We start from the raw sequence: 26,153 nt of genomic DNA on the forward strand, positions 1-26,153 counted from the left end.
GTCCGGTCCACAGCGCGTCGTAGGAGACGCGGTCGCGGGTCACGCCGGGGACGTCCTGCACCACCGCCTCGCGCCGCCCGAGGATCCGGTTGACGAGCGTCGACTTGCCGACGTTAGGCCGGCCCACCACCGCGACGACGGGAGCGGGCCCGGGCTCGTCGACGTCCGACAGGACGGAATCACCGAGCTCCCAATCGCTTTCGTCGGACCAGGTGCCGTCGGACGTCATCGCACCGCCCCGCTCTTCTGCCGGACCAGCTCGAGCAGGTGGGCGATCACCTGGGCCTCGCTCATGTCGCTGGTGTCGACGACCACCGCGTCGTCGGCCGCGCGCAGCGGCGACACCGCCCGAGTGGAGTCGAGATGGTCGCGGCGGCGCACGTCGGCCAGCACGCCCTCGTAGTCGTCGGCCAGCCCGGAGGCGACGTTCTGGTCGTTGCGGCGCCTGGCGCGGGTTTCGGCGGAAGCGGTGAGGAAGATCTTCACTGGCGCGTCGGGCAACACCACGGTGCCGATGTCGCGGCCCTCGACGACGACGCTGCCGGTCCCCTCGGCCAAAGCCCGCTGCAACCCCACCAGCCGCGCGCGAACGGCCGGCACCGCCGAGACCGCCGACACCGCACGTGTGACCTCGTCGCCGCGGATCTCGACCGAAACATCCTCTCCGGCAAGGAAGTAGTGGTCATCGTCCACCGACAGCGGGACCGTGGACGCCATGGTTCCGACGGCTTCGGCATCGGCCGGGTCGACCCCGGCGCGCAGAACCGCCAGCGTCACGATCCGGTACATCGCCCCGGTGTCCAGGTAGCGGGCGCCCAGCGCCCGCGCCAAACCCTTTGACACCGAGGACTTCCCGGTCCCGGCGGGGCCATCGATGGCGACCACAACCCCCGTCACAGCCCGACCGCCTTGTACAGCGCACCGACCTCGTCGCGCCGCAACGCCCGGATGCTGCCCGGGCGCTGCTCGCCCAGCGACACCGCGCCGATGTCGGTGCGCACCAGCGCCTCCACCGGGAACCCAGCGGCCCCGAGCAGTCGGCGCACGATCCGGTTGCGTCCTTCGTGCAATGTCAAGCGCACCAACGTCTTCCCGGGGATGGCGTCCACCACGGCGAAGTCGTCGACCTGGGCCACCCCGTCGTCCAGCTCGATGCCGGCGCGCAGCCGCTTGCCCAGCCCGCGCGGCACCGTCCCGGCCACCGTCGCCAGGTAAGTCTTGGGCACTTCGTGGGAGGGATGCATCAGCCGGTGCGCGAGCTCGCCGTCGTTGGTCAGCAGGATCAATCCCTCAGTGTCGGCGTCCAACCGCCCGACGTGAAAGAGGTTCTTGTTCCCGCGGACTCGGCGCTCGATCAGGTCGCCGATGCACGGCCGGCCGCGTTCGTCGGACATGGTCGAGTGCATGCCGCGCGGCTTGTTCAGCGCCAGGTACACCAGCGAGTCGTCGACCACCACCCGCGCGCCGTCGACGCGGATCACCGAGGCGTCCGGGTCGACCCGCGTCCCGAGCTCGGTCACCACCTGCCCGTCCACCTCGACGCGGCCGTCGATGATCAGCTTCTCGGCCGCCCGCCGCGAGGCAATTCCGGCCTGGGACAAGACTTTTTGCAGCCGGACCCCTTGAGTATCGGCCATCAATCCTTGTCCACATCGAAGGACAGCGATTGCTCGGACGCCGAACCGCCCGCGAGTTTGATGAAACGTGGCTCGCTGTCCAGGGATTCGCTGAGGTCCTCGATCGTGTCGACGTCGGGAAGCAGCGGCGCGATGTCGGGAAGGTCGCCCAGCGACGCCAACCCCAGGCGCTCCAAAAACAGCTCGGTGGTGGCGAACGTCGTCGCGCCGGTGTCGTCGTCGACGCCGGCCTCGGTGATCAGGCCGCGGGCCAGCAAGGTGCGCATCACAGCGTCGACGTTGACGCCGCGCACCGCGCTCACCCGCGCGCGCGTCACGGGCTGGCGGTAGGCGACCACGGCCAGCGTCTCCAGCGCGGCGCGGGTGAGCTTGGATCGCGCGCCGTCCAGCAGCAGCTTCTCGACATAGGGGGCGAAGCAGGCGCGGGTGTACATCCGCCAGCCCTCGCTGTTCTGCCGCAGGTCGATGCCGCTATCGCGCTCGGCGAGTTCCTCGGACATCTGCTGCAGCTTGGCCGCGATCCGGTAGACGGGCTGCCCGGTGGCCGCGCCCAGCGCCTCGACGGTGACCGGGGTGTCCACCACCAGCAACAGCGCCTCCAGCACCGAGCCGAGTTCGTCGGCGTCCATCGGCGCCGCCTCGGCGATCTCGATCCCCAGATCGATTTCGGGCAGCTCGTCGGGGAGCTCTTCGGTCATTGGCGCCGCTCCTCCTCATCGCTGCGCTCTGCATCGTCGCCGGCGCGGGTCATTCGTCCCGCACTTCTACAGGGCCTCGGTGGCCGGCCGTTCCCCGGTCCACGAAATTTGGAGCACGCCAAGCGGCTCTGACTGGTCGAATGCTACCGTCCGGGTCCGATACAGCTCGAGCAGCGCCAGGAAGCGGCCGACGACCTCTAGCGGCGCCTCACAGTCGGCGACCAACTCGGAAAACGTCGCCCACTGGCCGCTGCCGCGGGTCTCCAGGAGCTCCAGCAACTTTTTGGCCTGCTCGGGAACCGAGACCGCCACCTCGTGCAGGTGCCCGATCGACACCGTCGGCACGGGCCGCGGAGTGAACGCGACCGCGGCGATCTGGGCGAACCGTTCGGCGTCGACGCCGAGCATCACCTCGGGCAGCAGCTCGGTGAACCGGTCCTCCAGCGACACCGCGCGCGGGTAGCTGCGCAGCGCGGCGGCCTCCAGCTCGGCGAACATCTCCGCGACATGCTTGAACGCCCGGTACTGCAGCAGCCGGGCGAACAGCAGGTCGCGCACCTCCAGCAGCGCCAGGTCCTCTTCGTCGTCGATCTGCCCGGCCGGCAGCAGGCGCGCGGCCTTGAGGTCGAGCAGCGTCGCGGCGATCACCAGGAACGCAGTGGTCTCCTCCAGCCCCAGCTGCGAGCCGATCTCTTTGGTGTAGGCGATGAAGTCGTCGGTGACCTGGTGCAGCGCCACCTCGGTGACGTCGAGGCGATGGGCGAAGATCAGCTGCAGCAGCAGGTCAAACGGCCCCTCGAAGTTCGTGAGGCGGACCTGGAAGCCGGTCTGGGGTGGCGCCTCACCGTTGGCGGTTGAGTTCACGCGCCGAATCGGTGGATGAACTCGCGGGCCAGCGCGCGATAGGCGATGGCGCCGGTCGATCGGGGCGCCCAGGTGGTGATCGGTTCGCCCGCCACGCTGGTCTCCGGGAACCGGACGGTCCGGGTGATCACGGTGTCGAACACCAGGTCCCCGAAGCGCTCCACGACGCGGGCCATCACCTCGCGCGCGTTGACGGTGCGCGGGTCGTAACGGGTGAGCAGGATGCCGCTGATCTCCAGCTTCGGGTTGAGCCGGTCGCGCACCTTGTCGACGGTATCGGTCAGCAGCGCCAGGCCGCGCAGCGAGAAGTACTCGCACTCGGTCGGGATCACCACGCCGTCCGCGCAGGCGAGGCCGTTGACGGTGAGCAGGCCCAGGGACGGCTGGCAGTCGATCAGCACATAGTCGTAGCGGTCGAGCACCGGGTAAAGCGCCCGGCCCAGGGTCTGCTCGCGGCCCACCTCGTTGACCAGTTGGATCTCGGCGGCCGACAGGTCGATATTGCTGGGCACCAGGTCCATGTGGTTGACCCGGGTCTTGAGCAGCACGTCGTCGATCGACACCCGCGGTTCCACAAGCACGTTGTGGATGGTCTTGTCCAGCTCGTAGTGCGGGACGCCCAGGCCGGCGGACAGCGCGCCCTGCGGGTCCATGTCCACCAGCAGCACGCGGCGGCCGTACTCGGCGAGCGCGGCGCCCAGGTTGATGGTCGACGTAGTCTTCCCGACGCCGCCCTTCTGGTTGCACATCGCGACGACCTTGGCGGGGCCATGCGAGGTGCGCGGCGCGGGCTCGGGGATCGCCCTTGGCGGGCGTCCCGTCAAGCCGATCTCGACGCCGTTTTCCGGGTGCTCGGTCATCACGCCCGGCGTGTTCGGGAGGTGAACATCGCTCGAAAGTCTAACGGCTTCGCGCATTTAACCCGGGCGCCGCGCTGGCGAGTCACCAGCCAATATGGGCGAAAATCGCTGGTCGAGCGCTCATCCGTAAGGGGAGTTAACTTCAGTCACACCAGCAACATTCGGGAGGTCACTATCGTGGAGAGCTATGGACCTCAAGCGACGGCTGCCCATCCTGCGCTGGTCGGTGTGGCGGATGGCCACCGGCGTGCGCAACATCACCACGACGGGCCAGATCGGTGACGGCCGGGAGGCGGCCGCCGCCGAATACGTGCTGCGGAACGCCCGCGCCGGCGATATCGACGGCGCGCTGGCCGCCCTGGACAAGTTCGCCTACGAGAAGTCGATGCTGATGAGCATCGGCGACGAGAAGGGCCTCCTGCTCGACGCGGCCGTGCGCCGCGCCGAGCCCGCGCTGGCCCTCGAGCTGGGCACCTACTGCGGCTACGGCGCGTTGCGCATCGCCCGCGCCGCCCCCACGGCCAAGGTGTATTCCGTGGAGCTCGCCGAGGCCAATGCCGCCAACGCCCGCCGGATCTGGGAGCACGCCGGCGTAGCCGACCGGGTCACCTGCGTCGTCGGCACCATCGGCGACGGCGGGCGCACGCTGGACGCGCTGGCCGACGAGCACGGATTCGCTTCGGGCGCACTGGATTTCGTGTTTCTCGACCACGACAAGAACGCGTACCTGGGCGACCTGATGAGCGTCGTCGATCGGGGCTGGCTGCATCCGGGCGCGATCGTCGTCGCCGACAACGTGCGAATCCCCGGCGCGCCGAAGTACCGCGAATACATGCGCCGGCAGCAGGGCAAGGGGTGGAACACCGTCGAGCACAAGACGCACGTCGAGTACCAGTCGATGGTGTCCGACCTGGTGCTGGAGTCGGAATACCTGGGCTAGTTCCCCCGCGAGAAGACGCAAAATCGCACGAAAACAGGCGATCTAGCGCGAGTTTGCGTCTGCTCGCGACAGCTACTGCGCGCGCGGGTGCGCGCCGGCCCACACCTCGCGCAGCGCGTGCACGGTGACCAGCGTGTAGATCTGCGTCGTCGTCACCGAGGCGTGCCCCAATAGCTCCTGCACGACGCGGACGTCGGCGCCGCCTTCCAGCAGGTGGGTCGCGAAGCTATGCCGCAGCATGTGCGGCGACACCCCCGAGGTGATGCCGGCACGCTCGGCGGCGTCCTGCAGCACCTGCCACGCGCTCTGCCGCGACAGCCGGCCGCCGCGGGCGTTGAGGAAGATGGCCGGCGTGCCGCGGCCGCGGCGCGCCAGGTCGGGGCGGCCGCGTACCAGGTAGGCGTCCAGCGCCTGCACGGCGGGGCGCCCGATGGGCACCAGCCGCTGCTTGCCGCCCTTTCCGCGCAGCAGCACCGACCGTGCCTCGGTGTCGATGTCGTCGACGTCGAGGCCGACGGCCTCAGAGATCCGAGATCCGGTGGAGTACAACAACTCCAGCAGCGCGCGGTTGCGCAGTGTCAGCGGGCCGTCGCTCGGGCCGTCCCCGCCGGCGCCTTCGAGTAGCGCCAGCACCTGGTCGATGGTCAGGCTCTTGGGGAGCCGACGGCCGGGCGTCGGCGGCCGCACGGCCCGAGCCACGTCCAGCTCGGCGAGGCCTTCCGCGGCGGCGAACCGGTGTAGTCCGCGCACCGCGATCAGCGCCCGCGCCGCCGACACCGCCGACAGCGCCGCCGTCCCGGCCTCGGGGTCGCCGCGGCGCAGCGAGACGAGGAACTCGCTGACATCGTCCTCGCCGACCTTGGCCAGGTCGTGAATTCCGCGGTCCGACAGGTGCTTCGAATAGCGGCGCAGGTCGCGGCGATAGGAGGTCAGCGTGTTCTTCGCCACGCCGCGCTCGATGGTGAGGTGGTCGAGGTAGCCCTGCAGTTGCGTGTCCAGAACCGCCGCCGTCATTGCGCGGCCTTTCGCGCGGCGAACGCAGTCGGCTTGTCGGTCCACGGGCTGCCGGGCGGGCGCGTCATCATGAACTCGGTGGTGGCGACGTGCGCGGCCAAAATCCCCGCCACCGCAATGGCATTCACGATCTCACCCCTGAACACCTTGTCGACGGCATCTTCCAGCGGATACCACTGCAGCGTCATGTCGGCCTCTTCGTCATGCGCCTCGGGCCGGTCCACCTGGGTGAGGTCGGTGGCCAGATAGACGCGCACCGATTCGTCGCTGAAGCCGGGCGTGGAGTCGAGGTCGACGAGCACCCGCCAGGTGTCGGCCTTCAGACCGGCCTCCTCGTGCAGTTCCCGGGCGGCGGTCAGCTCCGCGGGCTCGCCGCCGACGTCGAGCAGACCGGCGGGCAGCTCCCACAGCCGCCGCCCGAACGCGTGCCGGTACTGATAGACCAACGGGATGTTGCCGTCGTCGTCCATCGCCACCACGGCCACCGCGCCGAAGTGCTCGACGACTTCACGGGTGACGAGCTTGCCGCCGGGCATTCGGACCTGATCGCGGCGCAGCGCGAATATCTTTCCGGTGTGCAGCGTTTCGGATGACGCCGTCTCGAAGACGTGCTCAGCCACGGGTCGCGGGCTCGGGTAGCGGCCGCTGAACGCTGTCACGATGCTGGTTGCCGTTGGACGACTGCTCCGGGATCTCCACCGGAAGCTGCTCGCCCGCCTTGTAGTCGAGGGACGCCTTGACGAACGCGACGAACAGCGGGTGCGGCCGGGTGGGCCGGCTCTTGAGCTCCGGGTGGGCCTGGGTGCCGACGATGAACGGGTGCACCTCGGGCGGGTACTCGACGAACTCGACGAGGTGGCCGTCGGGCGAGGTGCCCGAGAAGCGCAGCCCGCTCTCGGCGATCTTGTCGCGGTAGGCGTTGTTGACCTCGTAGCGGTGCCGGTGTCGCTCGGACACCTCCGTGGCGCCGTACGCCTGGGCCACAATCGAATCCGGCTCCAGCACGGCGGGGTAGGCGCCGAGCCGCATGGTGCCGCCGAGGTCGGCGTTGCCGGCCACGATGTGCTCCTGGTCGGCCATCGTGGAGATGACGGGATCCGGTGTGCCCGGCTCGAATTCGGCCGAGTTGGCCTCCGTGAGACCGGCCGAGCGGGCGGCCTCGATCACGATGCACTGCAGCCCAAGGCACAGCCCCAGCACCGGCAGCCCCCGTCCCCGGGCGTGCCGGATGGCGCCGATCTTGCCCTCGATGCCGCGGATGCCGAAGCCGCCGGGGACCAGCACCCCGTGCACGTCGCTCAGCGTGGCGGCGGCGTCATGAGGATTGGCACAGTCGTCGGAAGGTATCCACACCATCTCGACCTTGGCCTGGTGCTTGAACCCGCCGGCGCGCAGCGCCTCGGTGACCGATAGATAGGCATCCGACAACTCGACGTACTTGCCCACCAACGCGATTCGCACGGTCTCGTGCGGCTCGTGCACCCTGCGCAGCAGGTCGTCCCATTCGGTCCAGTCGACGTCGCGGAACGGCAGGTTGAGCCGGCGCACCACGAACGCGTCGAGCTCCTCGCGGTGCAACACCTTCGGGATGTCGTAGATCGACTTCGCGTCCGGGGTGGAGATGACGCCGTCGATGTCGACGTCACACATCAGGGCGATCTTGTTCTTCAGCGGCTCGGGGACGTCGCGGTCACAACGCAGGATCAGCGCGTCCGGGGTGATACCGATGCTGCGCAGCGCGGCGACCGAGTGCTGGGTGGGCTTGGTCTTGAGCTCACCCGAGGGCGCCAGGTACGGCACCAGCGATACGTGCAGGAAGAAGACGTTTTCCCGGCCGAGGTCGTGGCGCACCTGGCGGGCCGCCTCGAGAAAGGGCTGCGACTCGATATCGCCTACGGTGCCGCCGATTTCGGTGATGACGACGTCGGGGCGATTCCCGTCGGCGTCGGGTTGGGCCATCGCCAGGATGCGCCGCTTGATCTCGTCGGTGATGTGCGGGATCACCTGGACGGTGTCGCCGAGGTACTCGCCGCGCCGCTCCTTGGCGATGACGGTCGAATACACCTGCCCGGTGGTGACGTTCGCCGACCCGGACAGGTCGCGGTCGAGGAAACGTTCGTAGTGGCCCACGTCGAGGTCCGTCTCGGCGCCGTCCTCGGTGACGAAGACCTCGCCGTGCTGGAACGGGTTCATGGTGCCCGGGTCGACGTTGAGGTACGGGTCGAGCTTTTGCATCGTGACATGCAGTCCGCGGGCCGTCAGCAATTGCCCCAAGCTGCTGGCGGTGAGCCCCTTGCCGAGCGAGGAAGCAACCCCACCGCTGACGAAGAGGTGCTTGGTGGCGGTTTGCGGGTGCTTTCGCACAGGCGACCTCCGTGAAGACGGGCAGGGCTTGGATTTTGCTAGCTGGGCCTGCCGACCCACGGAAATCCACCCTAACATCCGGCACGCCAACGCGCCGCGAACACGCCCTAGCGAGGGCCCAGCGACGAATTACTGGGGCACGGTGATCGAGGTGGCGCCGTGCCCGGTGCCGTACTGCCCGATGTGGCCGCCGTTGATCAGATCGTGCAGGCCCAGGACCGTCGTGATCCGCCCCGGCGCGGCCTCGATGTCGTCGACGGTGCTGATCGCCGAGTTCATGCCGGCGTCGGCGCGGGCGACAGCGACCGCTGAGCCCCCTGTCGCCGAACCGTCGCGCCCCGCCAGCAGCGTGCCCGAGCCGTGCGGTGCAAGTGCGGCGGAGAACCGGGCCACGCTCACGCCCTGATTGCCGGCGTCCTGGGGCAACGCGCCGCCGGTCACGACCAGCGCGGCGTTGGCCGCCCCCAGGTGGTCGGCGGGCTGATAGGTGATGAAGCCGGTGTCGCGCAGCGACGCCAGCACGGTGTCGCGCTGCGCGTCGTCGATCGGCGGGGTGGCCGGGTTGGCGTTGATCAGCATGGCGATGCCGAGCAGGTCACCGGCCTGCGAGCCCTGGTCGACGAGCTTGGTGCTCAACTGCTGACCGGCGGGCAGGATCGAGGAGTTCACCACCGTCCGCAGCTTCTCCGCGGAGTTGGCGTCGACGAACTCCTGGGTGAGCGAGACCGTTCCGACGACGGTTCCGCCGGCCTGGCCGATGAACTTCGCGATCGCGGCGACGTCGTCGTCCCGGGCGTCCGGGGTGCGGAACATCACCAGCGACTTCCCGCCCAGCGCGTCATGCACGATCCTGCCGGCCAGCTGGTTGTCGAAATTGTTTGCGGCAGCCAGCTTTTCGTTCATCGCGTTCTTCTGGTCGTTCAGCCCGCTGATCTGGGTGTACAGGTCGCGTTTCTCGTCACGCAGGCTGGACAGCAGGGTGTCCGACAGGAATCCGGACCCCAGCACGACGCCCACGGCCAGCGCCAGGAAGACCGCGGCCAGGGATAGGGCGTGTTGGCGTAACGAGATCATTTAACGCACCGTTCGTCGAAAAGCTATGTGAGCAAGTGCTGTATCCACAGGGTGAAGTGGTTCCAGTAGTGGGTGATCCAGTGCATCACCACGCCGTCGGTGCGCGAGACCCACAGCGCGACGATGACGGCGATCAGCATCGTCAGCGCCAGCAGCGCGATGGCGCCGGCCGAAATGTGGTTGCGGTACAAGGTCGCAACGGCCTTGGCGTCGACGACCTTCTCCCCCACCCGCAGCCGCGTCAAGAACGTCGAGGGATTGCTCTGGGTGCGGTTGCGGTCGAAGAACGTCTCGATGTTGGCGGTGTGGCCGGCCGTCACGAGCAACGCGGCGCCGTGGTGATCGGCCAGCAGCAAGGCCAGGTCGACCGCCGAACCGGCGGCCGGGAAGGTCATCGCCCCGACGCCGAGGTCCTGAATCCGCTCCAGGCCCGGCGCGTGGCCGTCGGCGTCGGCGGGCAGCACGACCTGCGCGCCGCACTTGAGGGTGTCGGTGCTGATCTGGTCGGGGTCGCCGACGATGATCTGCGGGCGGTATCCGTTCTTGCGCAACACATCCGCACCGGTGCCGACACCGATGAGCACCGGCTGGTACTCCTTGATGAACGGCTTGAGGGAGCGCAGCTCGTCCTCGGCGCTGGGCTCGTCGGCCACGATCACCACGTGCCGGCGGCGCAGGTCGACGTCGATGTCGGGGATGCCGATGCCGTCGATCAACAGCGGGCTCTCGCTCTTGATGAACTCGATCGTGTTGCCGGCGAACGCCTCCAGGTGCGCGGCCAGGCCGCTCTTGGCCTCCCGCATCAGGTCGGCGATGTCGTGGTCGGTGCGCTCGGTGCCGCGGACCAGCCGCCGGTCACCGGAATACACGCCGCCCTCGTAGAGGCGAATCTTGGCGCCGTCCTTGACCTTCTTGAAGACCTCGGGCCCGGTCTCGTCGATCAGGGTCACCCCGTTGTTGACCAGAACCTCGGGGCCAAGGTTCGGGTAGCGCCCCGACACCGACGGCGACGCGTTGACGACGGCGGCGATGTCGGCCTCCACCAACGCGTCCGCGGTGATGCGGTCCAGATCGAGGATGTCGAGCACCACGATGTCGCCGGGGCACACCCTGCGCAGCAGGCGATCGATGTTCCGGTCGACCCGGGCGGTGCCGGTGAGGCCCGGCCGTGTCGTGTTACGCGAAAGCAGACCTGACATCTTCATGGGGGCGATTCTGTCCGCGAAGCCAGGGCGAGGCGAGTAGGCGCGCCGTAACATCTGCCTCATAAGTTATCTAGAGTCACATTAGTAACAGGCTGATCCCGGTTCGGTCGCGGTGAGGGTGGGAGGTGAATGCCCGAACCTCGACAGTCACGAAGGGCGGCCGGCGGGCACGCCGGTGGGATGGCTGGGGCTGTGATGCCTGTGTGCGTGGTTCCAAAGGTTCAGAGCAACTAAGACGCCGACGTAAACGAGGAATGTGGTCAACACCAGGACGACGAGCCTTTTCCGCTGTCGGCCGCGGGCGGTCACCAGGCCATAAATCACCGCACCGAGTGGCAAACCGATTAGTAGCACCGCTGCGACTGCAACCCCCGCATATTCGGCCCAAGGCCCGGAGGTGGCTGTGTTCAATGCCAGGCTAATTCGCTGCATCGCCGCACCGTAGACCAAGCCGATCAACAAGGGCTACAGCTTCTGATTCTGGAGGCGAGGGTGCGCGTTTGTACGGGGTTTGCGGCGTGTCGGCGTACAAACACGCACGCTCGCGGGGAGAGGGACTAGTTGGCGTCGGCCTGGGCGGTCTCGAGCAGTTCGCGGGCGTGCGCGCGGGCGCTGTCGGAATCGCCCAGACCCGCGAGCATCCGCGCCAGCTCGGCGACCCGGTCGTCGCCGCTCGCCCGGCGCACGACGCTGGTGCCCTTGGGTCCGGCGCTGTGCACCACCAGGTGCACGTCGGCGTACGCGGCGACCTGCGGCAGGTGGGTGACCACGATGACCTGATGCGTGCGGGCCAGCCGCGCCAGCCGCCGCCCGATCTGCACCGCGGCGCGACCGCCGACGCCGGCGTCCACCTCGTCGAACACCATCGTGGTGCCGGCCGCGGAGGCGGCGAGGACAACCTCGAGGGCCAGCATCACCCGGGAAAGCTCGCCGCCGGAGGCGCTCTTGGCCAGCGGCAGGACGGTCATGCCGCGGTGCGCCGCGAAGCCGAACTCGACCTGGTCGATGCCGTCGCCGCCGGCGCGGGCCGGCTCGCCCGAGGGCAGCGTCAGGGTGGTGGGATCGTCCGGGTCGGTCGCCACATCGGTGGCCACGTCGATGGTGAACTCCGCGTCGGCCATCGCCAGCCCGGACAGCTCCGCGGTCACCGCCTTGGAGAGCCGCTTGGCGGCCTTGCGCCGAACCTTGCCGAGTTCGACTGCGGCGTCTCCCAATTCGCGTGCCAGCTCGGCGACGCGGCGTTCCAGCGCGGTGATCGCCTCTTCGGACACGTCGAGTTGCGCCAGCCGCTGCCGCGATTCGGCCGCCCACCGTAGCACCCCGTCGATGTCGGCGGCGTACTTGCGGGTCAGCGTGCGCAGCTGGGCCTGGCGGGCCAGCTTGGATTCCAGGGCGCTGGCGTCGACGGGCAGCTCGTCGAGGAAGCCGCCGAGTTCGTGGGCCGCGTCGTCGACCACCGTCAGCGCCTCGGCGATCTGGCCGGCAAGCGCCCTAAGCGTCGCGTCGTCGGTCGATTCGAGTGCGGCCCTTGCCTTTCCGAGGCTGTCGATCGCACCGTGGCCAAGGCCGTCCCCGTCGTCGGCGGACAACGCTGCGCGCGCGGTGGCGGCGGCCTCGCGCAGCGTGTCGAGTTCGGACAGGCGCACGATGTCGGCGACGAGCGCGTCGTCCTCGCCGGGTTGCGGGTCGACGGTGTCGATCTCGTTCAGCGCGAACTGCAACCGGTCGGCCTCCTGCGCGAGCTCGCGGGCCCGCTCGCGGCGGTCGATGAGGTCGCGGCGCGCCGTCAGCCAGGCCTCGCGCAGCTTGCGGTACCGCTCCAGCGGCGGACCGGCCTCCGCGAAGCGGTCCAGCGCACCGCGTTGTTCCTCGGGCCGCATCAGGCGCAGCTGGTCGTTCTGCCCGTGCAGGGTGAGCAGTTCGGTGGTGAAGTCGCCCAGCGACTTGGCGGGGACGCTGCGCCCGCCCAGGGAGGCGCGCGACGGTCCGTCGCGGTTGACCGAGCGCAGCGCGATGACGCTGCCGTCCTCGTCGCGCTCGGCGCCCAGGTCCCCCAGGATCGCGTCCAGCCGCGCCGCCGTCTCGTCATCGAGATCGGTTGTGGTGAAACGGCCCTCGACGACGGCGCGGTCGGCTCCCGAGCGGACCCGGTTCGGGTCGGCGCGGCCCCCGCCCAGCAGGTGCAGCCCCGTCACCACCATCGTCTTGCCGGTGCCGGTCTCGCCGGTCAGCACCGTCAGGCCGCGGCCGAACTCCCCGACCGCGGCGCTGATGGCTCCCAGCGACTCGATGCGTATCTCGGTAAGCACCGGGGCATTACTTTCCGCGCCAACCGGTCACCGGCAACCGGAACTTGCGCACCAGGCGGTCGGTAAATGGGGCGCTGTCCAGCCGCGCCCACTTGACCGGGGTGTCGCAGCGGGTCACCTCGATCCGGCTGCCGGCCGGGATCAGAATTTCGCGGCGGCCGTCGCAGAACACCAGGGCATCGTGACCGCCCGCCTCGGTTTCGATCGCGATGGTGGCTTCGGGGCTGGTGACCATGGGCCGACCGAACAGCGCGTGAGCGTTGTTGGGCACCACCAGGATTGCCTCGAGGTCCGGCCACAGCACCGGGCCGCCGGCCGAGAACGCGTAGGCGGTGGAGCCCGTCGGCGTCGACACCAGCACGCCGTCGCAGCCGAACGCCGACACCGGACGGCCGTCGACCTCGAGGACCACCCCGAGCACGCCCAGCCGGGGCCCCTTCTCCAGGCTGACCTCGTTGAGCGCCCACCCGTGTTCAACGACGGCGCCCTTGTGGCGCACCGCGATATCCAGGGTCAGCCGGTTCTCGACCCGGTAGTCGCGGGCCACCACGTGCTCGAGCACGCGGTCGATCGCCTCGGCTTCGGCCTCGGCCAGAAAGCCGATCCGGCCCAGGTTGACGCCCAGCACCGGAATCCCGGCGTTGCGGGCCAATTCGGCCGCCCGCAGGAAGGTGCCGTCGCCGCCGAGCACCAGCACCAGTTCGCAGCCCTCGGCCGCGAGCGGGTCCGCGTCGACGACCTCGATTTCGATGCCCATCGCCCGCATGTCGTCCGGGGACAGGTGCAGCGATCCCCGGTCGACGGCCTCGGCCGACAGCACGCGAAGCGCAATCCCGTTGTCGCCCAGCACTTTCTGAACGCGACGCGCGGTCTCGGTCGCCTCGTCGCGGCCGGTGTGCACCACCAGCAGCACGGTACGTTCAGTGTCCTTCTCAAGAGTCACTGCGGGCCCTCTTCCACCGCGCGCCGCACCGCGTCCACCAGCCCATCAGCAGATAGCCCCCGATCGGTCTCGGCGCGCAGCCACAAGAAGTATTCGACATTGCCCGATGGACCCGGCAGCGGGCTGGCGGTGACGTCGACGGCATGCCAGCCCAGCTCCCCCGCGCGCCGCGCGACCCGCAGCACCGCGTCGGCGCGCAGGCCAGGATCCTGGACGACCCCGCCGGCGCCGACCTGGCCCTTGCCCACCTCAAACTGCGGCTTCACCATGGGAACGATATCCGCGCTGGGCCAAGCGCATCCAATCAGCGCGGGCAACACGGTGGCAAGCGAGATGAATGACAGGTCGGCCACCACCAGGTCGACCGGGCCGCCGATGGCCTCCGGCGTCAGTGCGCGGGCGTTGGTGCGTTCGACGACGATCACCCGGGGATCGGACCGCAGCGACCAGGCCAGCTGCCCGTAGCCGACGTCGGCGGCCACTACCTCGGTCGCCCCGCGATCCAGCAGCACCTCGGTGAACCCGCCCGTCGACGCGCCCGCGTCCAGGCAGCGGCGGCCCGCGACCGCAACGCCGAAGGCGTCCAGCGCGCCGATGAGCTTGTGCGCCCCGCGCGACACCCAGCCGCGCTCGTCCTCGTCGGTGACGGTCAGGGCGGCGGTGACGTCGACGGCGGTGCCGGGCTTGCGCGCGGGCATGCCGTCGATGCTCACCTTGCCGGCGCCGATCAACTCCGCGGCCTGCTGGCGGGATCGGGCGAGCCCGCGGCGGACGAGCTCGGCGTCGACGCGGGCACGTCGTGCCACGGCGGTACTCAGCCCTTCTCCGCCGACTCCAGCGCGGCCAGCAGGACGTCGTGCGCCTCGGACAGGCGGCGCGCTATCTCTTCGAGCTCGGCGAGGGACGGCTCGTGTTCGGGGTTTTCCGGATCCCCGATATCCGACAGCTGGGCGACCAGGGCATCTATTTCAGCGCGAAGCTGATCGGGATCGATATTCATCGCGTCCCTACGCTAGTCCAGAGACCAGCGCTGCAGCGCGTCCCGGGCGCGCGCGTCGGCCGCCTCGATGCGCACGGGCGCCGCGGCGCCCCACACCGCGTGCGCGACGGCCCGGACGACCGACAGCCCGTCGCCCTCGTCGGCGCCGTCGGCGCTGACCGTCACCGCCTGATCCCCGACGTCGACGTGCCAGCCGGGCTGCGGCTTCACCGCGAGCCGCTCGTCCTCGGAGTGCAGCGAACGCAGGTCGTGGGCGATGTAGGTGGGCCGGCGGGCGGGGTCGGCGAACACCGCGTCGCGGGCGGTGCTGACCCCGGTGAGCACCATCAGGCTGGGCAGGTCGGCGGCAATGGCGCCCTCGATGTCGGTGTCCAGCCGGTCGCCGACGACCAGGGGCGCGCGGAAGTCCCCACGGGCGACCGCGTCCTGCAACAGCCGCGGCGCCGGCTTGCCCGCGACCCGCGGTTCGGCGCCGGTGGCGGCCCGCAGCGCGGCCACGAACGATCCGTTTCCGGGCAGCAGGCCGCGCTCGGTCGGCAGGGTCGGGTCGACGTTGGCGGCCACCCACAGCGCGCCGGCCCGGATGGCCAGCGCGGCCTCGGCGAGGTCGGGCCAGCCGATGGTGGTGGACAGGCCCTGCACGACGGCGACGGGGTCGTCGTCGTAGCGGCGCACCGGGCGCAGCCCGACGGCGGCGATCTCGTTGGCCAGCGCGTCGGTGCCGACGATCAACACCCGCGATTCCTGGGCGAGCTCGTCGGCCAGCAGCCGGGCCGCGCTCTGGGCGCTGGTGACGACGTCGGTCGCGGTCGCGGTGAAGCCGAGCTCGCGCAGGTGCAGCGCCACCTCGTCGGCGCTGCGGGAGGCGTTGTTGGTCACAAAGAGCTTGCGGCTTTCGACCTCGTCGAGCGACTGCACGGCGCCCTCGGTGGGCTGGGCACCGCGGAAGACGGTGCCGTCCAGGTCGACGAGCAGGCAATCGTATTGCTGCGCAATGGTTTTCATCTCAGGCGAGCTCGCCGACACGCTCTTCGGCGTCGGTGACGCCGTCGATATCGGCGGCCGCCGAGCGCAGGAACCATTCCAGCGCCTCGTCGTTGCGGCCGAGCGCCAGCAGCGTGTCGGCGTAGGCGTAGAAGAGCCGGGCCGCCGTCGAGCCGCTGCGGCTCGTGTCGAGCTGCGGGGTGGACAGGACGGTCAGCGCCTGCTCGAGCTGCCCGAGATCCGCGCGGGCGCCGGCGGCGACGATGCGCAACTCGTCGGCGTCGTCGCCGGACAGCTGGGCCGCCTCCTCGCCGCGCGCCAGTTCGATCGCCCGCTCCGGACGGCCAAGGCCGCGTTCGCAATCGGCGATCAGCGCGAGCAGCGCCGACTTGCTGCCCATCCTGCGGGCGGCCCGGAGTTCGGCGAGTGCCTGGGCCCAGTCGCCGCAGTGGTAGGCCGCGATTCCGACGGCCTCGCGGACCGCGGCGATCCGGCTGGACCGGGCCCGCGCCGCGCGGGCGTGTTTCAGCGCGGCCTCGGGGTCCTCGTCGATCAGCTCGCCGGCGGCGACCAGGTGGCGCGCCACCGCGTCGGCCGTGGCGCGGTCCAGCGTGCTCAGCTCGCGGCGGATTTCGGGCGCCAGTTGTTTGGCCTCCACGCCGGGCGGTATCGGGGGCCCGTCGTTCGGCGCGCGATGGTCCTTGTCAGCGGTGCGCGGCTGCGCCGGCCGGGCGCGACCGGGACCCGACCAGGAGCCGGATGCCTTGCGCGGTCCCCGCCTACCGCCGTGCCCCTGCCTGTCGTCGACCACTCTGCAAAGGATACGGGCGTGGCGGCGGGGCCTTTGATGAGTGTGCGGCGACGGCTTTGATTGTGAGGCCAGGGCGGCGGCGCGAGGCCGACTACGCGGGCGGGCGGTCAGTCAGCAGCGGCGCCAGCACCGCCGGGCAGTAGGTCGCGATCGCGACGATGGTGAACACGCCCGCCGCGTCGTGCGACATTCCGTGGCCGTCGGCGACCGTGCTGATCACCGAGTCGAACGACCCGCCGGGTTCCACGAGCATCGGGCACACCGACCTCCCGAGCGCCGTCGCGCTGTCGGGCTGCGACACCGGGACGCCGGCGTTCGTGAGCGCCCGCAGGAACGCGTTGCCCATCCAGTCGGCGTGCACGGGTGCGGCCAGTACCGCGGTCAGGCCGGCCAGGCCCGCGCTCAGCACCATCACCCGCAGCATCCGAGTCGCGCTAGTCACCGTGACCACCCTGGTCAGCCGAGGTCACGACGGCGATACGACACGGTAACGACTAGGCGACGCGTTCGATGCCGGCGACGTTGCGCTTGCCGCGCCGCAACACCAGCCACCGGCCGTGCAGGAAGTCCGAGGGCTGCGGCGCCCATTCCTCGCTGTCGACGCGCACGTTGTTGACCGAGACGCCGCCCTCGCCGATCGTGCGCCGCGCGGCGCCCTTGCTGGCCGACAGGCCGCTGGCCACGAGCAGGTCGACGATCCCGTCGGGGCTGCCGGGCTTGAGCTCGGCGACCGACGTCTCGCGCAGCGCCGCGGTCAGCGTCGCCTCGTCCAGCCGGTCGAGTTCGCCCTGCCCGAACAGCGCCCGGCTGGCGTGCTCGACGGCCTCGGTGGCCGCCTCGCCGTGCACCAGCACGGTCAGCTCGCGGGCCAGCCGCCGCTGCGCGGCGCGCTGCTGCGGGCGCTCGGCGGTGGCCCGCTCCAGCTCCGCCAGCTCGTCGGCGGACAAGAAGGTGAACCACCGCAGGTAGCGGATCACGTCGGCGTCGGCGGTGTTGATGAAGTACTGGTACCAGGCGTATGGGCTGGTCATCTCGGGGTCCAGCCACAGGCTGCCGCCGCCGGTGGACTTGCCGAACTTGGTGCCGTCGGCCGCGGTCACCAGCGGCACCGTCAGCGCATGCACCGTCACGCCGAGCTTCTGGCGGACCAGGCGCACCCCGGCGATGATGTTGCCCCACTGATCCGAGCCGCCGATCTGCAGCGTGCAGCCGAGGCGCTGGTGCAGCTCAACGTAGTCGTTGGCCTGAAGGAGCATGTAGCTGAACTCCGTGTAGGAGATGCCCTCGCCGTCGAGGCGCCGCCGGATGGTGTCGCGGTCCAGCATCACGTTGACCGAGAAGTGCTTGCCGATGTCGCGCAGGAACTCGATGGCCGAGAGGGGGCCCGTCCAGTCCAGGTTGTTGACGACGACGGCTCCAGTGGGCGAATTGTCGAAGTCGACGAAGCGCTCCAGCTGCCCGCGGATCCGCTCGGTCCACGCGGCGACGGTGTCCGCCTCGTTGAGGCTGCGCTCGCCGACGTCGCGCGGGTCGCCGATCATGCCGGTGGCGCCGCCGGCGAGCACGATCGGCCGGTGGCCGGCCCGCTGGAAGCGGCGCAGCGCCAGCAGCGGAACCAGGTGTCCGGCGTGCAGGCTGGGCGCGGTCGGGTCGAAGCCGGCGTACACCGTCATCGGCCCGCGCTGCGCCTCGGCGGCCAGCGCGTCGAGGTCGGTGGACTGCGCGATCAGCCCGCGCCAACCCAGCTCGTCAAGGATCCCGGAATTCATCGCGCACGACTTTAGTCGCTGTGACGCGGTCGATTCGCCCACGCACCGTGATATAAGGCAAGCTAACTACGTGGCGCATCGTGGCGCCGTCATCTTCCCCCGTACGCGCACCAACAACGCGGAGCGTCATGGACAACCGATACTGGCCGTTGGTCGTCGCGATCATCATGCTCGCGCTGGGGCTGACCCTCACCGTCGACGACTTCAAGCGGGCCGCGGGCCTGCGCAAACCGCTCGCGGTGGCGCTCATCTGTCAGGCGCTGCTGCTGCCGACGCTGTGCCTGGTGATCGCCGAGGTCTTCCATCTCGAACCGCACCTGGCGGTCGGGCTCATGCTGATGTCGGCGACCCCCGGCGGGACGATGTCGAACATCCTGAGCCATTTGTTCAACGGCGATCTGGCCCTAAACCTCACCCTGACCGCAATCAACGCGGTCCTGTCGATCGTTGCCCTGCCCACCATTCTGGCGGTGGCGATGACGTGGTTCCTCGGTGAAGGGCGGTTCCTGCCGCTGCAGCTGGACAAGTTCCTTGCGGTGATCGGCCTGGTGCTGGTTCCGATCGCGATCGGCGTTGCCATCCGGCACCGCTTCCCCGAGCTGGCCCGCCGAATGCAGAAGCCGGTCCGGATCGCGGCGCTCACCCTGCTGGTGCTGGCCATCGTTGCGGCGATCGCAGGCGGACGAACGACGCTCTGGCACAACATCGGCCTGCTGACCGGGGCGGTCGTGGTTTTCTGCGCCGTGAGCCTGATGGTCGGCTACCTGGCGCCACGCCTGATGCGCCTGGCCCCGCGGCAGGCTGTCGCGGTCAGCCTGGAGGTCGGAATGCACAATGCCGTCGTGGCGATGGGCATCGCGCTGAGCCCGCAGCTGCTGAACAGCGCCGTGATGGCCACGCCCGCCGCGGTCTACAGCGCCATCGCGCCGCTGCTGGCCGTCACTTTCGTCTTGATTGCGCGCCGCGTGGACCCCGCGTTTCGGGTGGCCCCTGCCGCCGTCTAGTCGCTCGTCCCGGGGGCGGGTGCCCGCGGGCTGCGCCGATAGGCCGACACCTCCGGGCGGCCGCCGAGCCACAGTCGCCACGGCCGGTCGGCCGCCTGGCTGACCCCGACGCGGGGGCCCGCGGTGGCGGTCAGCGGGGCGTTCAGTTCCAGGGTCACCGGGCCGTCGGGATCGAACAGGTCAATCCCGTTGTCGTCCATGGTGATTCCCAACGCCGAGCACAGGTTGCCCGGGCCACGCGCCAGCGCGGCGGTGCGGACCAGCTCGCCGCGCCGGGCGCGCGCGACGTCGGTGCCCTCCTCGACGGCGGCGGCGCGCAGCAGGACGGCCGCCGCGGTCCCGTCGGGTCCGCACGAGACGTTGGCGCAGACGTGGATCCCGTGGCTGCGGTAGGTGTAGAGCCGCCCGGGCGGGCCGAACATCACGGCGTTGCGGCCGGACCGGCCGCGGTACGAGTGGGCCGCGGCGTCGGGCCAGGGACCGTCGGGAACCCCGCCGTAGGCCTCGACTTCGACGACGACGGCCCGCACGCCCCTGCCGTTCAGGGTGGCGCCGAGCAGCCGGTGCGCGGCGGCGACCGGATCCACCACCAGCTCCCCTGCGACCACCCACCGAACCTACCGACAAGGCCGACGTGGCAATATCCCGGCCGAAATTGTGTCGAAGGAGCCCGACAATGCACATCGACCCCGCCGCCACGGCGTGGCTGCTGGCCAGCACCGCCTTGGTGCTGCTGATGACCCCCGGCCTGGCGATCTTCTACGGCGGCATGGTACGCACCACCGGGGTGCTCAACATGATCATGATGAGCTTCATCGCCATCCCGCTGGTCACGGTGGCGTGGCTGTTGATCGGCTACACCATCGCGTTCTCCCAAGACGGTGGGTACGGCCTCGTCGGAAACCTCGGACACCTCGGGATGCTCGGCATCGGCCCCGACACCGTCCACGGGGCGGTGCCCGAACTGTTGTACGCCACGTTCCAGCTGGCGTTCGCGATCATCACGGCCGCCCTGGTCAGCGGCGCGATCGCGGACCGCGCGAGGTTCGCGGCCTGGATGGCGTTCGCCACCGTGTGGACGATCGTCGTGTATTCGGTTGTCGCGCACTGGGTGTGGGGACCCGGCGGCTGGCTGGCGAAGCTGGGGGTGCTCGACTATGCGGGCGGCCTGGTGGTCGAGATTGTGTCCGGGTCCTCGGCCCTGGCCCTGGCGCTGGTGCTGGGGCCCCGCATCGGGTTCAAGAAGGACGCCATGCGGCCGCACAACCTGCCGTTCGTCCTGCTCGGTGTCGGGCTGCTGTGGTTCGGCTGGTTCGGGTTCAACGCCGGATCCGCGTTGGCCGCCAATGGAACCGCCGCGGCGATCTTCCTCAACACGCTCGTCGCGGGGTGCCTCGGCATGCTCGGCTGGCTGACGGTCGAACGCATCCGGGACGGCAGGCCCACGACGTTCGGGGCGGCATCCGGTGTGGTGGCCGGCCTCGTCGCCATCACCCCGTCGTGCGGAACCGTCAACACGCTCGGCGCGGCGGTCGTCGGCCTGGCCGCGGGTGTCGTGTGCTCGTTCGCGGTCGCGGCGAAATTCCGCTTCAACTATGACGATTCGCTCGACGTGGTGGGCGTGCACTTCGTCGGCGGCGTCGTCGGTGTGTCGTTGATCGGGCTGCTCGCGACGGCGGTCATGACGGCGGGCCCACGGGGCCTCTTCTACGGGGGCGGCTTCGCCCAGCTGGGCAAGCAGGTGCTGGCGATCGCGGTGGTCGCGCTCTACGCGTTCACGGCGTCGTTCGTCCTTGCCAAGGTGATCGATCGGGTGATGGGCTTTCGGCTCAGCGCCGACGACGAGACCACCGGCGTCGACCTTACCCAGCACGCCGAAACCGCTTACGCCGAAGGCGTGCACGGACATCAGCCGCTACGTCGCCCGGGCGAACGATGAGCCGATCGCTACTTGCGTAGCGTGAATTGGTTGAGGTCGGTGTAGCCCTTGCGGAACAGGTTCGCGCAGCCGGTGAGGTACTTCATGTACATCTCGTAGACCTCTTCGGACTGGATCGCGATGGCCTCTTCTTTGTGCGCCTCCAGGCCCGCGGCCCAGACATCCAGGGTCTTTGCGTAATGCCGCTGCAGGGATTGGCGGCGCTTCAGCTTGAAGCCGGCCTTCGCCGAGAACTCCTTGACCATGTCGATGGTCGGCAGGAAGCCGCCCGGGAAGATCTCGGTCTTCATGAAGTCGCTGAATTCGACGATCGCCGGGGTGAGCGGCAGGCCGGACTCGATGATCTCCTTCTCCGAGAGGACGGTGATCGTGTGCAACAACATCGTGCCGCCGCTCGGCAACAGCTCGTAAGTTCTTTTGAAGAAAGCGTCGTAGCGGTCGTAGCCGACGTGTTCGAACGGTCCGATCGCCAAGATCCGGTCCACCGGATCGTGAAACCGCTCCCAGCCCTCGAGCAGCACCCGCTTGGAGCGCGGGCTGTCCGACTCGGCGAACAGTTGCTCGACGTGGGCGACCTGATTCTTGGACAGCGTGATGCCGACGACGTTGACGTCGTATTTCTCGATGGCGCGCATCATGGCGGCGCCCCAGCCGCAGCCCAGGTCCAGCATCGTCATGCCCGGCTGCAAGCCCAGCTTGCTCAGCGACAGGTCGATCTTGGCGATCTGTGCCTGTTCTAGAGTCATGTCATCGCCGCCGAGCCAGTAGGCGCACGTATACATCTGGGTGCGGTCGAGAAACAGGCGAAAGAAGTCGTCGGATAGGTCGTAGTGCGCCTGCACATCCTCGAAATGCGGTGTCAGCTCCTCAGCCATGACGTGTTGCCTTTCCTTGAACCTTCGGGCGGTCCAGTCGATGTGCGGCTCGGCGTCGTGAGTTTATCGGCTGCGGCCGACCTGCTCGCTGCGCCCGGTGTGGAACGTCTCATCGAACAGATCAAGCATGGCGCGCCATGATCGCTCCGCTGACAGTTCGTCGAACCGCAGACCGGGGACCCCGAGGCGGTCGACCTCCGGGTGGGTGAAGCTGTGCTGCGCGCCGCCATAGAGGTTCATGCGCCAGTCGACCCCGGCCGCGCGCATCTGCTCTTCAAACACGAGCCGCTCGCCGACGGGGATCAATGGGTCCTCGGTGCCGATGCACACGAGCACTTTGGCGGTGATGTTGGCGGCGTCCGACGGCCGCGGAGTGGCCAACCGGGGGTGGAAGCCGACGACGACAGCGAGGTCGGTCCCGGCGCGCGCAAGTTCCAGGACGAGGTGTCCGCCGAAGCAATAGCCGATTGCGGCGACCTTGGTGGGGTCGGTGCGGGGCTGGTCGAGTAGCACGGTCAGGCCCGCGCGGGCCAGCCCCCGGGTGCGCTCCGGGTCGTGCCAGAGATCGTCGAGACGGGCCATCATCGCTGCTCGGTCGGTCATCGACACGCCACCGCCCTGATAGTCGAGCGCGAACGCCACGTAACCCAGTTCGGCGAGTCGATCCGCGCGGCGGCGTTGGTGGTCATCAAGTCCCGGGCCCTCGTGCGCGATCAGGACCGCCGGACGCGGGCCGTCGCCGTCTGGCACGGCAAGCCGACCGATCATCGTTCTGCCGTCGGCCTGGTACTCGATGTCGGTCACGCTCATCATGTCGACTGTGTATCACGAGGTGCGTTGCGAGATAACAGTGTTCACCGCCAGCGAAGGCCGGCACTCGGCTAGCCCGCGGGCAGCTTGAGCACGAAGCCCTGAGCGTCATCGTCCTCCCAGGGAAGGCCGCCGCCCGTTGCCCGGGAACCCGTGTGATCGGTGACGTACACGTAGTTGCCGCCGGGGTCCACGGCCAACCCCAGGGGGTCGACGAAGCGGGGCGACCCGGGCAGCTCGGTCCAGGTGCTCGACCCCGGCGCCAACTTCATCACGCCCCCGGCGAGCCCGGTGAAGATGTACACGTTGCCGGCGTTGTCGATCGTCGCGTCCTGCTCGCCCGTGCTCAGCCCCTTGTAGGAGTTGTCGGGGGCCGGGGGCATTCGGGTCCAGGTGTCGGACCCGGGTGCCAGCTTCACCAGGTAGCGCTCGACGGAATGGCGTCCGACGCTGTGCGAGACACTGATGTAGACGTTGCCGGCGTTGTCCACGGCCACATCGCCATTGGGGCTCCCACCTCTGCCGCTCGACGGCAGCACGGTCGGCGTGCTCGACCCGGGCGCCAGCTTCAGCACCTCACTGTCGCTGATGTTGACGACGTACACCGCGCCCGCTGCGTCTACCGCCAGACCGTGCGGATCACGCAGGCGCCGGAGCGGCAGCACCGTTTGGGTGCTCGACCCAGCCGCCAGTTTCAACACCCGGTTGTGGCAGCTGTCGCTGACGTACACGGACCCGGCGGAGTCCACCGCCACCCCGCCGAGGGAAGCGTCGATGGTGTTGGAACACAGATCGAGCCCGGTGAAGGGCAGCACCGTCTGGGTATTCGACCCGGCCGCCAGCTTCAGCACGCGATTGAGGTGGGTGTCGCTGACATAGACGTTGCCGGCGCCGTCGACGGCCACACCGTGCGGACTGCGCAGGCCGGTAAAGGGCAACGCGTACTGCCGTTCCCGGTCCGCCTTGAGCTGATCTTCCTTGCTCTGATGGTCGTTCCAGATGCTGCTGGCCAGGAACATCATCGCCGGGCCCACGATGAACATGATCGCGGCGATGATGACGCCGTAAATCCAGAGCTTGCGTTTGGGCCGGGCCAGCGGCGCCCCGCCCGGGCCGGGTGTGGCCGCACTCGCTTCTCGGGCCCGGTCCTCTAATTGCGAAGCCAGGCCGAACTTTTCGACGAGCGTCAGCCAATCCGCGTCCGAGACCACGAATTCCGGTTCATCCGCCGAAGGCACACCGCCGCGCCACGCAAACCGGTAGTCGTACTTCGTTTTGGTGCCGCTCCAGCTGGCCTGCGGCGGGCCGGCGACGTCGGGGCACCCGATGGTCAGCGGTTGCGAGTCGGCAACGCGCACAACGAGAACGGCCGTCGTGAGGGTACCCACGTAAGGCGCCGAGCGGGTGCTTGCGGCGGGCGTCGCGGTCACCTGCGCAAGCGAGCCCGCGGCGAGGCGCGCGTTGCTGTTCACGTCGATCAGCGAGATCTCTTCGTCGCCAACGTCGATGGCCAGGCTCGGTCGCGGCGGGTTGGAGTTGAGCCTCATCGCCGTCGCGGTGTTCTTGAACATCCCGAAAAACGAGGACGAGAACATCCGCGCCGGGTTCGGGGTGAGCAGGCAGCGGGTCGGTTGCCCCGGGAGCGGCCCGCGTACGCGGGGGCGGCGGATCGCGGCGAGCAGCTCATCGAACTCCGACGCCCACATCGTCGCGTCGACGCTGTCGACGGGCGGTGCGTCGAGCGGTGTTTCGTCGCCGAGGCGATGATCTTGCCCGCCGAGGACGAAGCGGTTGCGGCCACTTCGCAGGTGCAGCGCCGTGCCTTTCGTGGTGCCGCCGTACCCCGCGAGGGTCCAGTTGCCCAGCTGCGCATCGCCGAAGGAGAAGACCTCGCCCGGTCGCGAGCTGACGGTCAGGCTGCCGTTCCCGACGTCGACGAACACCGTCTTTTTGCGATTCATCCGCCGTTGGAACACGCCGAAAGCCGGCATGGCGAGCACCAAGAACGCGATGAAGACCAGGAAGCCGCCGACCTTCATCACGTTTTCCGCACCCACGAGGGCGCCAACCAGGAAGAGCGTCATATAGATCAGGCCGAGCGACGCCATTCCGCCGAACATGATCAGGTAGGTGTACTTCATCATCTGCTTGGCGCTGGGCGGCGCGGCGGCTGCCACGAAACGGCGCGACGGAACCGCGTCGTGCGGGGTTGGCGGTGGCGGTTCGGCGCCCCGCGTCCGCTCGGCAAGCCGATGCTCGAGATCGGCGATGCGTTTCTCCGGGTCGCCGTGATCCGTCAGCAACTTGTCCATGGCGGTTCCCTTCACGGCTTTCCGATGGCTTCGCGGCGGGACGTTAGCGCCGGCCATTTGCGAAATTCTTGTGCCTCCCTGCGCTACCGATCCCAGCTTCAAAACGTCCCAGCAGATCGTCGCACCGAGGGACGGGCTCCGCCCAGCGTGAAATCCACGACGCCGCGGCGGCGTGTCGCGTCGTAATTTTCACGTTCGCGGCGCAGCCGCCCTTGACATGGCCCGCTCACGAGCGGAGTATTCATCACATGATGAGTTCATCGAGTGATGAATTATTGGCGAGGGGACACGCCCCCGCCGTCAACATCGAGCATCTGCGCGTCGTCCGCGGTAAACGCCCTGCGCTGCACGACTTTTCGGTAACCATCGCGAAGGGCACGATCACCGGGCTGCTCGGCCCCTCCGGCTGCGGCAAGACCACCCTGATGCGGTGCATCGTCGGGACGCAGATCGTGAAGTCGGGCACCGTCACCGTGCTGGGCCGGCCGGCCGGAAGCCCGGCGCTGCGCCGCCGCGTCGGATACATGCCGCAGAAGGCGGTTCGATGGTCGGTCAACCCGACCCGCTCGATGGCCGCATCGGCGGCGCAGTTGTCGAAGCCGTACAGCGAGGCGAAGTAGCGGACGTTGTCCACGATCCGCAGGTCGTTGTAGATCGTCGGGTCCTGCGGCATGTATCCGACGCGGCGGCGCAGCGCCGGGCTTCCGGCCGGCCGGCCCAGCACGGTGACGGTGCCCGACT

Annotated in this window: 26 protein-coding genes and 2 pseudogenes; 4 read left to right on the forward strand and 24 right to left on the reverse strand. The window is 69.3% G+C overall.

All coding sequences use genetic code 11. The features are described from left to right. The 6 genes and pseudogenes from A5712_RS20255 to A5712_RS20280 form a co-directional block, all read right to left on the reverse strand. On the reverse strand, positions 1–229 hold a 229-nt coding region (locus A5712_RS20255), incomplete at its 3' end, for a GTPase (protein ID WP_197519453.1). Then, entirely contained in the window at positions 226–897 is a 672-nt protein-coding gene (gene cmk, locus A5712_RS20260) for a (d)CMP kinase (protein ID WP_068108735.1), read from the reverse strand. The genes cmk and A5712_RS20255, both read right to left, overlap by 4 nt. Further along, complete coding sequence (locus A5712_RS20265) at positions 894–1,637, reverse strand: pseudouridine synthase (protein WP_068108737.1); 744 nt, start codon at positions 1,635–1,637, stop codon at positions 894–896. Before A5712_RS20265 ends, cmk begins: the two co-directional genes overlap by 4 nt. Beyond that, positions 1,637–2,335 carry an SMC-Scp complex subunit ScpB gene (scpB, locus tag A5712_RS20270; RefSeq protein ID WP_068108741.1) on the reverse strand — a complete coding sequence of 233 codons (699 nt, stop codon included), beginning with the start codon at positions 2,333–2,335 and terminating at the stop codon, positions 1,637–1,639. Before scpB ends, A5712_RS20265 begins: the two co-directional genes overlap by 1 nt. Continuing rightward, positions 2,332–3,208, reverse strand: a pseudogene (locus A5712_RS20275) (segregation/condensation protein A). Before A5712_RS20275 ends, scpB begins: the two are co-directional and overlap by 4 nt. Continuing rightward, positions 3,196–4,059 carry a ParA family protein gene (locus tag A5712_RS20280; protein WP_068108747.1) on the reverse strand — a complete coding sequence of 288 codons (864 nt, stop codon included), beginning with the start codon at positions 4,057–4,059 and terminating at the stop codon, positions 3,196–3,198. The pseudogene A5712_RS20275 and the gene A5712_RS20280 overlap by 13 nt, the downstream one beginning before the upstream one ends. Positions 4,060–4,246: 187 nt before the next feature. Here A5712_RS20280 and A5712_RS20285 point away from each other — a divergent pair, with 187 nt between their 5' ends. Further along, positions 4,247–4,999, forward strand: coding sequence for an O-methyltransferase (locus A5712_RS20285; protein ID WP_068108749.1), 753 nt, complete (start codon positions 4,247–4,249; stop codon positions 4,997–4,999). Between the two features lie 72 nt (positions 5,000–5,071). On the opposite strand, the gene xerD is transcribed toward A5712_RS20285, so the two are convergent. From xerD to tyrS, 13 genes are all read right to left on the reverse strand, one after another. Then, entirely contained in the window at positions 5,072–6,013 is a 942-nt protein-coding gene (gene xerD, locus A5712_RS20290; protein WP_068108751.1) for a site-specific tyrosine recombinase XerD, read from the reverse strand. Then, positions 6,010–6,633, reverse strand: a complete 624-nt coding sequence (locus A5712_RS20295; RefSeq protein WP_068108804.1) for an NUDIX hydrolase — start codon at positions 6,631–6,633, stop codon at positions 6,010–6,012. Before A5712_RS20295 ends, xerD begins: the two co-directional genes overlap by 4 nt. Then, positions 6,626–8,377, reverse strand: coding sequence for a CTP synthase (locus A5712_RS20300; protein ID WP_068108754.1), 1,752 nt, complete (start codon positions 8,375–8,377; stop codon positions 6,626–6,628). Before A5712_RS20300 ends, A5712_RS20295 begins: the two co-directional genes overlap by 8 nt. A gap of 129 nt (positions 8,378–8,506) precedes the next feature. Further along, entirely contained in the window at positions 8,507–9,451 is a 945-nt protein-coding gene (locus tag A5712_RS20305; protein WP_068108757.1) for a copper transporter, read from the reverse strand. A gap of 23 nt (positions 9,452–9,474) precedes the next feature. Then, complete coding sequence (steA, locus tag A5712_RS20310; protein ID WP_068108759.1) at positions 9,475–10,656, reverse strand: putative cytokinetic ring protein SteA; 1,182 nt, start codon at positions 10,654–10,656, stop codon at positions 9,475–9,477. Positions 10,657–11,213: 557 nt separating this feature from the next. Further along, positions 11,214–12,965 (reverse strand): DNA repair protein RecN, encoded by a 1,752-nt coding sequence (gene recN, locus A5712_RS20315; protein ID WP_068108761.1) that lies wholly within the window; start codon positions 12,963–12,965, stop codon positions 11,214–11,216. A gap of 7 nt (positions 12,966–12,972) precedes the next feature. Continuing rightward, a complete protein-coding gene (locus tag A5712_RS20320) occupies positions 12,973–13,908 on the reverse strand; it encodes an NAD kinase (RefSeq protein ID WP_068108764.1) in 936 nt (311 codons plus the stop codon). Then, complete coding sequence (locus A5712_RS20325; protein WP_068108767.1) at positions 13,905–14,714, reverse strand: TlyA family RNA methyltransferase; 810 nt, start codon at positions 14,712–14,714, stop codon at positions 13,905–13,907. Before A5712_RS20325 ends, A5712_RS20320 begins: the two co-directional genes overlap by 4 nt. Positions 14,715–14,722: 8 nt before the next feature. Continuing rightward, a complete protein-coding gene (locus A5712_RS20330; RefSeq protein ID WP_068108770.1) occupies positions 14,723–14,908 on the reverse strand; it encodes a hypothetical protein in 186 nt (61 codons plus the stop codon). 12 nt (positions 14,909–14,920) lie between these two features. Further along, positions 14,921–15,913: an HAD-IIA family hydrolase gene (locus tag A5712_RS20335; RefSeq protein WP_068108773.1), complete on the reverse strand. Its 993-nt coding sequence runs from the start codon at positions 15,911–15,913 to the stop codon at positions 14,921–14,923. 1 nt (position 15,914) lies between these two features. Further along, positions 15,915–16,703, reverse strand: coding sequence for a tetratricopeptide repeat protein (locus A5712_RS20340; protein ID WP_156766675.1), 789 nt, complete (start codon positions 16,701–16,703; stop codon positions 15,915–15,917). Positions 16,704–16,794: 91 nt separating this feature from the next. Further along, the gene (locus tag A5712_RS20345; RefSeq protein WP_277622340.1) at positions 16,795–17,154 is read right to left on the reverse strand and encodes a DUF732 domain-containing protein; all 360 of its coding nucleotides are present in this window, start codon (positions 17,152–17,154) and stop codon (positions 16,795–16,797) included. 43 nt (positions 17,155–17,197) lie between these two features. Then, positions 17,198–18,472, reverse strand: a complete 1,275-nt coding sequence (gene tyrS / locus A5712_RS20350) for a tyrosine--tRNA ligase (protein ID WP_068108782.1) — start codon at positions 18,470–18,472, stop codon at positions 17,198–17,200. A gap of 80 nt (positions 18,473–18,552) precedes the next feature. On the opposite strand from tyrS, the gene A5712_RS20355 reads away from it, so the two are divergent. Further along, complete coding sequence (locus A5712_RS20355) at positions 18,553–19,476, forward strand: bile acid:sodium symporter family protein (protein WP_255342535.1); 924 nt, start codon at positions 18,553–18,555, stop codon at positions 19,474–19,476. Here A5712_RS20355 and A5712_RS20360 read toward each other — a convergent pair. Next, positions 19,473–20,084 (reverse strand): DNA-3-methyladenine glycosylase, encoded by a 612-nt coding sequence (locus A5712_RS20360; protein WP_068108788.1) that lies wholly within the window; start codon positions 20,082–20,084, stop codon positions 19,473–19,475. The two genes, A5712_RS20355 and A5712_RS20360, sit on opposite strands and share 4 nt — an antisense overlap. Positions 20,085–20,152: 68 nt before the next feature. Between A5712_RS20360 and A5712_RS20365 the strand changes: the two genes are divergently transcribed. After that, complete coding sequence (locus A5712_RS20365; protein ID WP_068108790.1) at positions 20,153–21,415, forward strand: ammonium transporter; 1,263 nt, start codon at positions 20,153–20,155, stop codon at positions 21,413–21,415. Positions 21,416–21,423: 8 nt separating this feature from the next. Here A5712_RS20365 and A5712_RS20370 read toward each other — a convergent pair whose 3' ends face one another. From A5712_RS20370 to A5712_RS20380, 3 genes are all read right to left on the reverse strand, one after another. Next, entirely contained in the window at positions 21,424–22,290 is an 867-nt protein-coding gene (locus tag A5712_RS20370; protein WP_068108793.1) for a cyclopropane mycolic acid synthase family methyltransferase, read from the reverse strand. Positions 22,291–22,353: 63 nt separating this feature from the next. Next, a complete protein-coding gene (locus tag A5712_RS20375; protein ID WP_197519454.1) occupies positions 22,354–23,094 on the reverse strand; it encodes a dienelactone hydrolase family protein in 741 nt (246 codons plus the stop codon). A 77-nt stretch (positions 23,095–23,171) separates the two neighbouring features. After that, on the reverse strand, positions 23,172–25,412 hold the full coding sequence (locus tag A5712_RS20380; RefSeq protein WP_068108801.1) for a hypothetical protein: 2,241 nt from the start codon (positions 25,410–25,412) through the stop codon (positions 23,172–23,174). Between the two features lie 251 nt (positions 25,413–25,663). Here A5712_RS20380 and A5712_RS30385 point away from each other — a divergent pair, with 251 nt between their 5' ends. Then, complete coding sequence (locus A5712_RS30385) at positions 25,664–26,032, forward strand: ATP-binding cassette domain-containing protein (RefSeq protein ID WP_369830412.1); 369 nt, start codon at positions 25,664–25,666, stop codon at positions 26,030–26,032. On the opposite strand, the pseudogene A5712_RS30390 reads toward A5712_RS30385, so the two are convergent. Further along, positions 25,939–26,153, reverse strand: a pseudogene (locus A5712_RS30390) (ABC transporter ATP-binding protein); the annotation flags it as partial. The gene A5712_RS30385 and the pseudogene A5712_RS30390 sit on opposite strands and share 94 nt — an antisense overlap.

Source organism: Mycobacterium sp. E2327, assembly GCF_001672675.1.
Lineage (GTDB): Bacteria > Actinomycetota > Actinomycetes > Mycobacteriales > Mycobacteriaceae > Mycobacterium.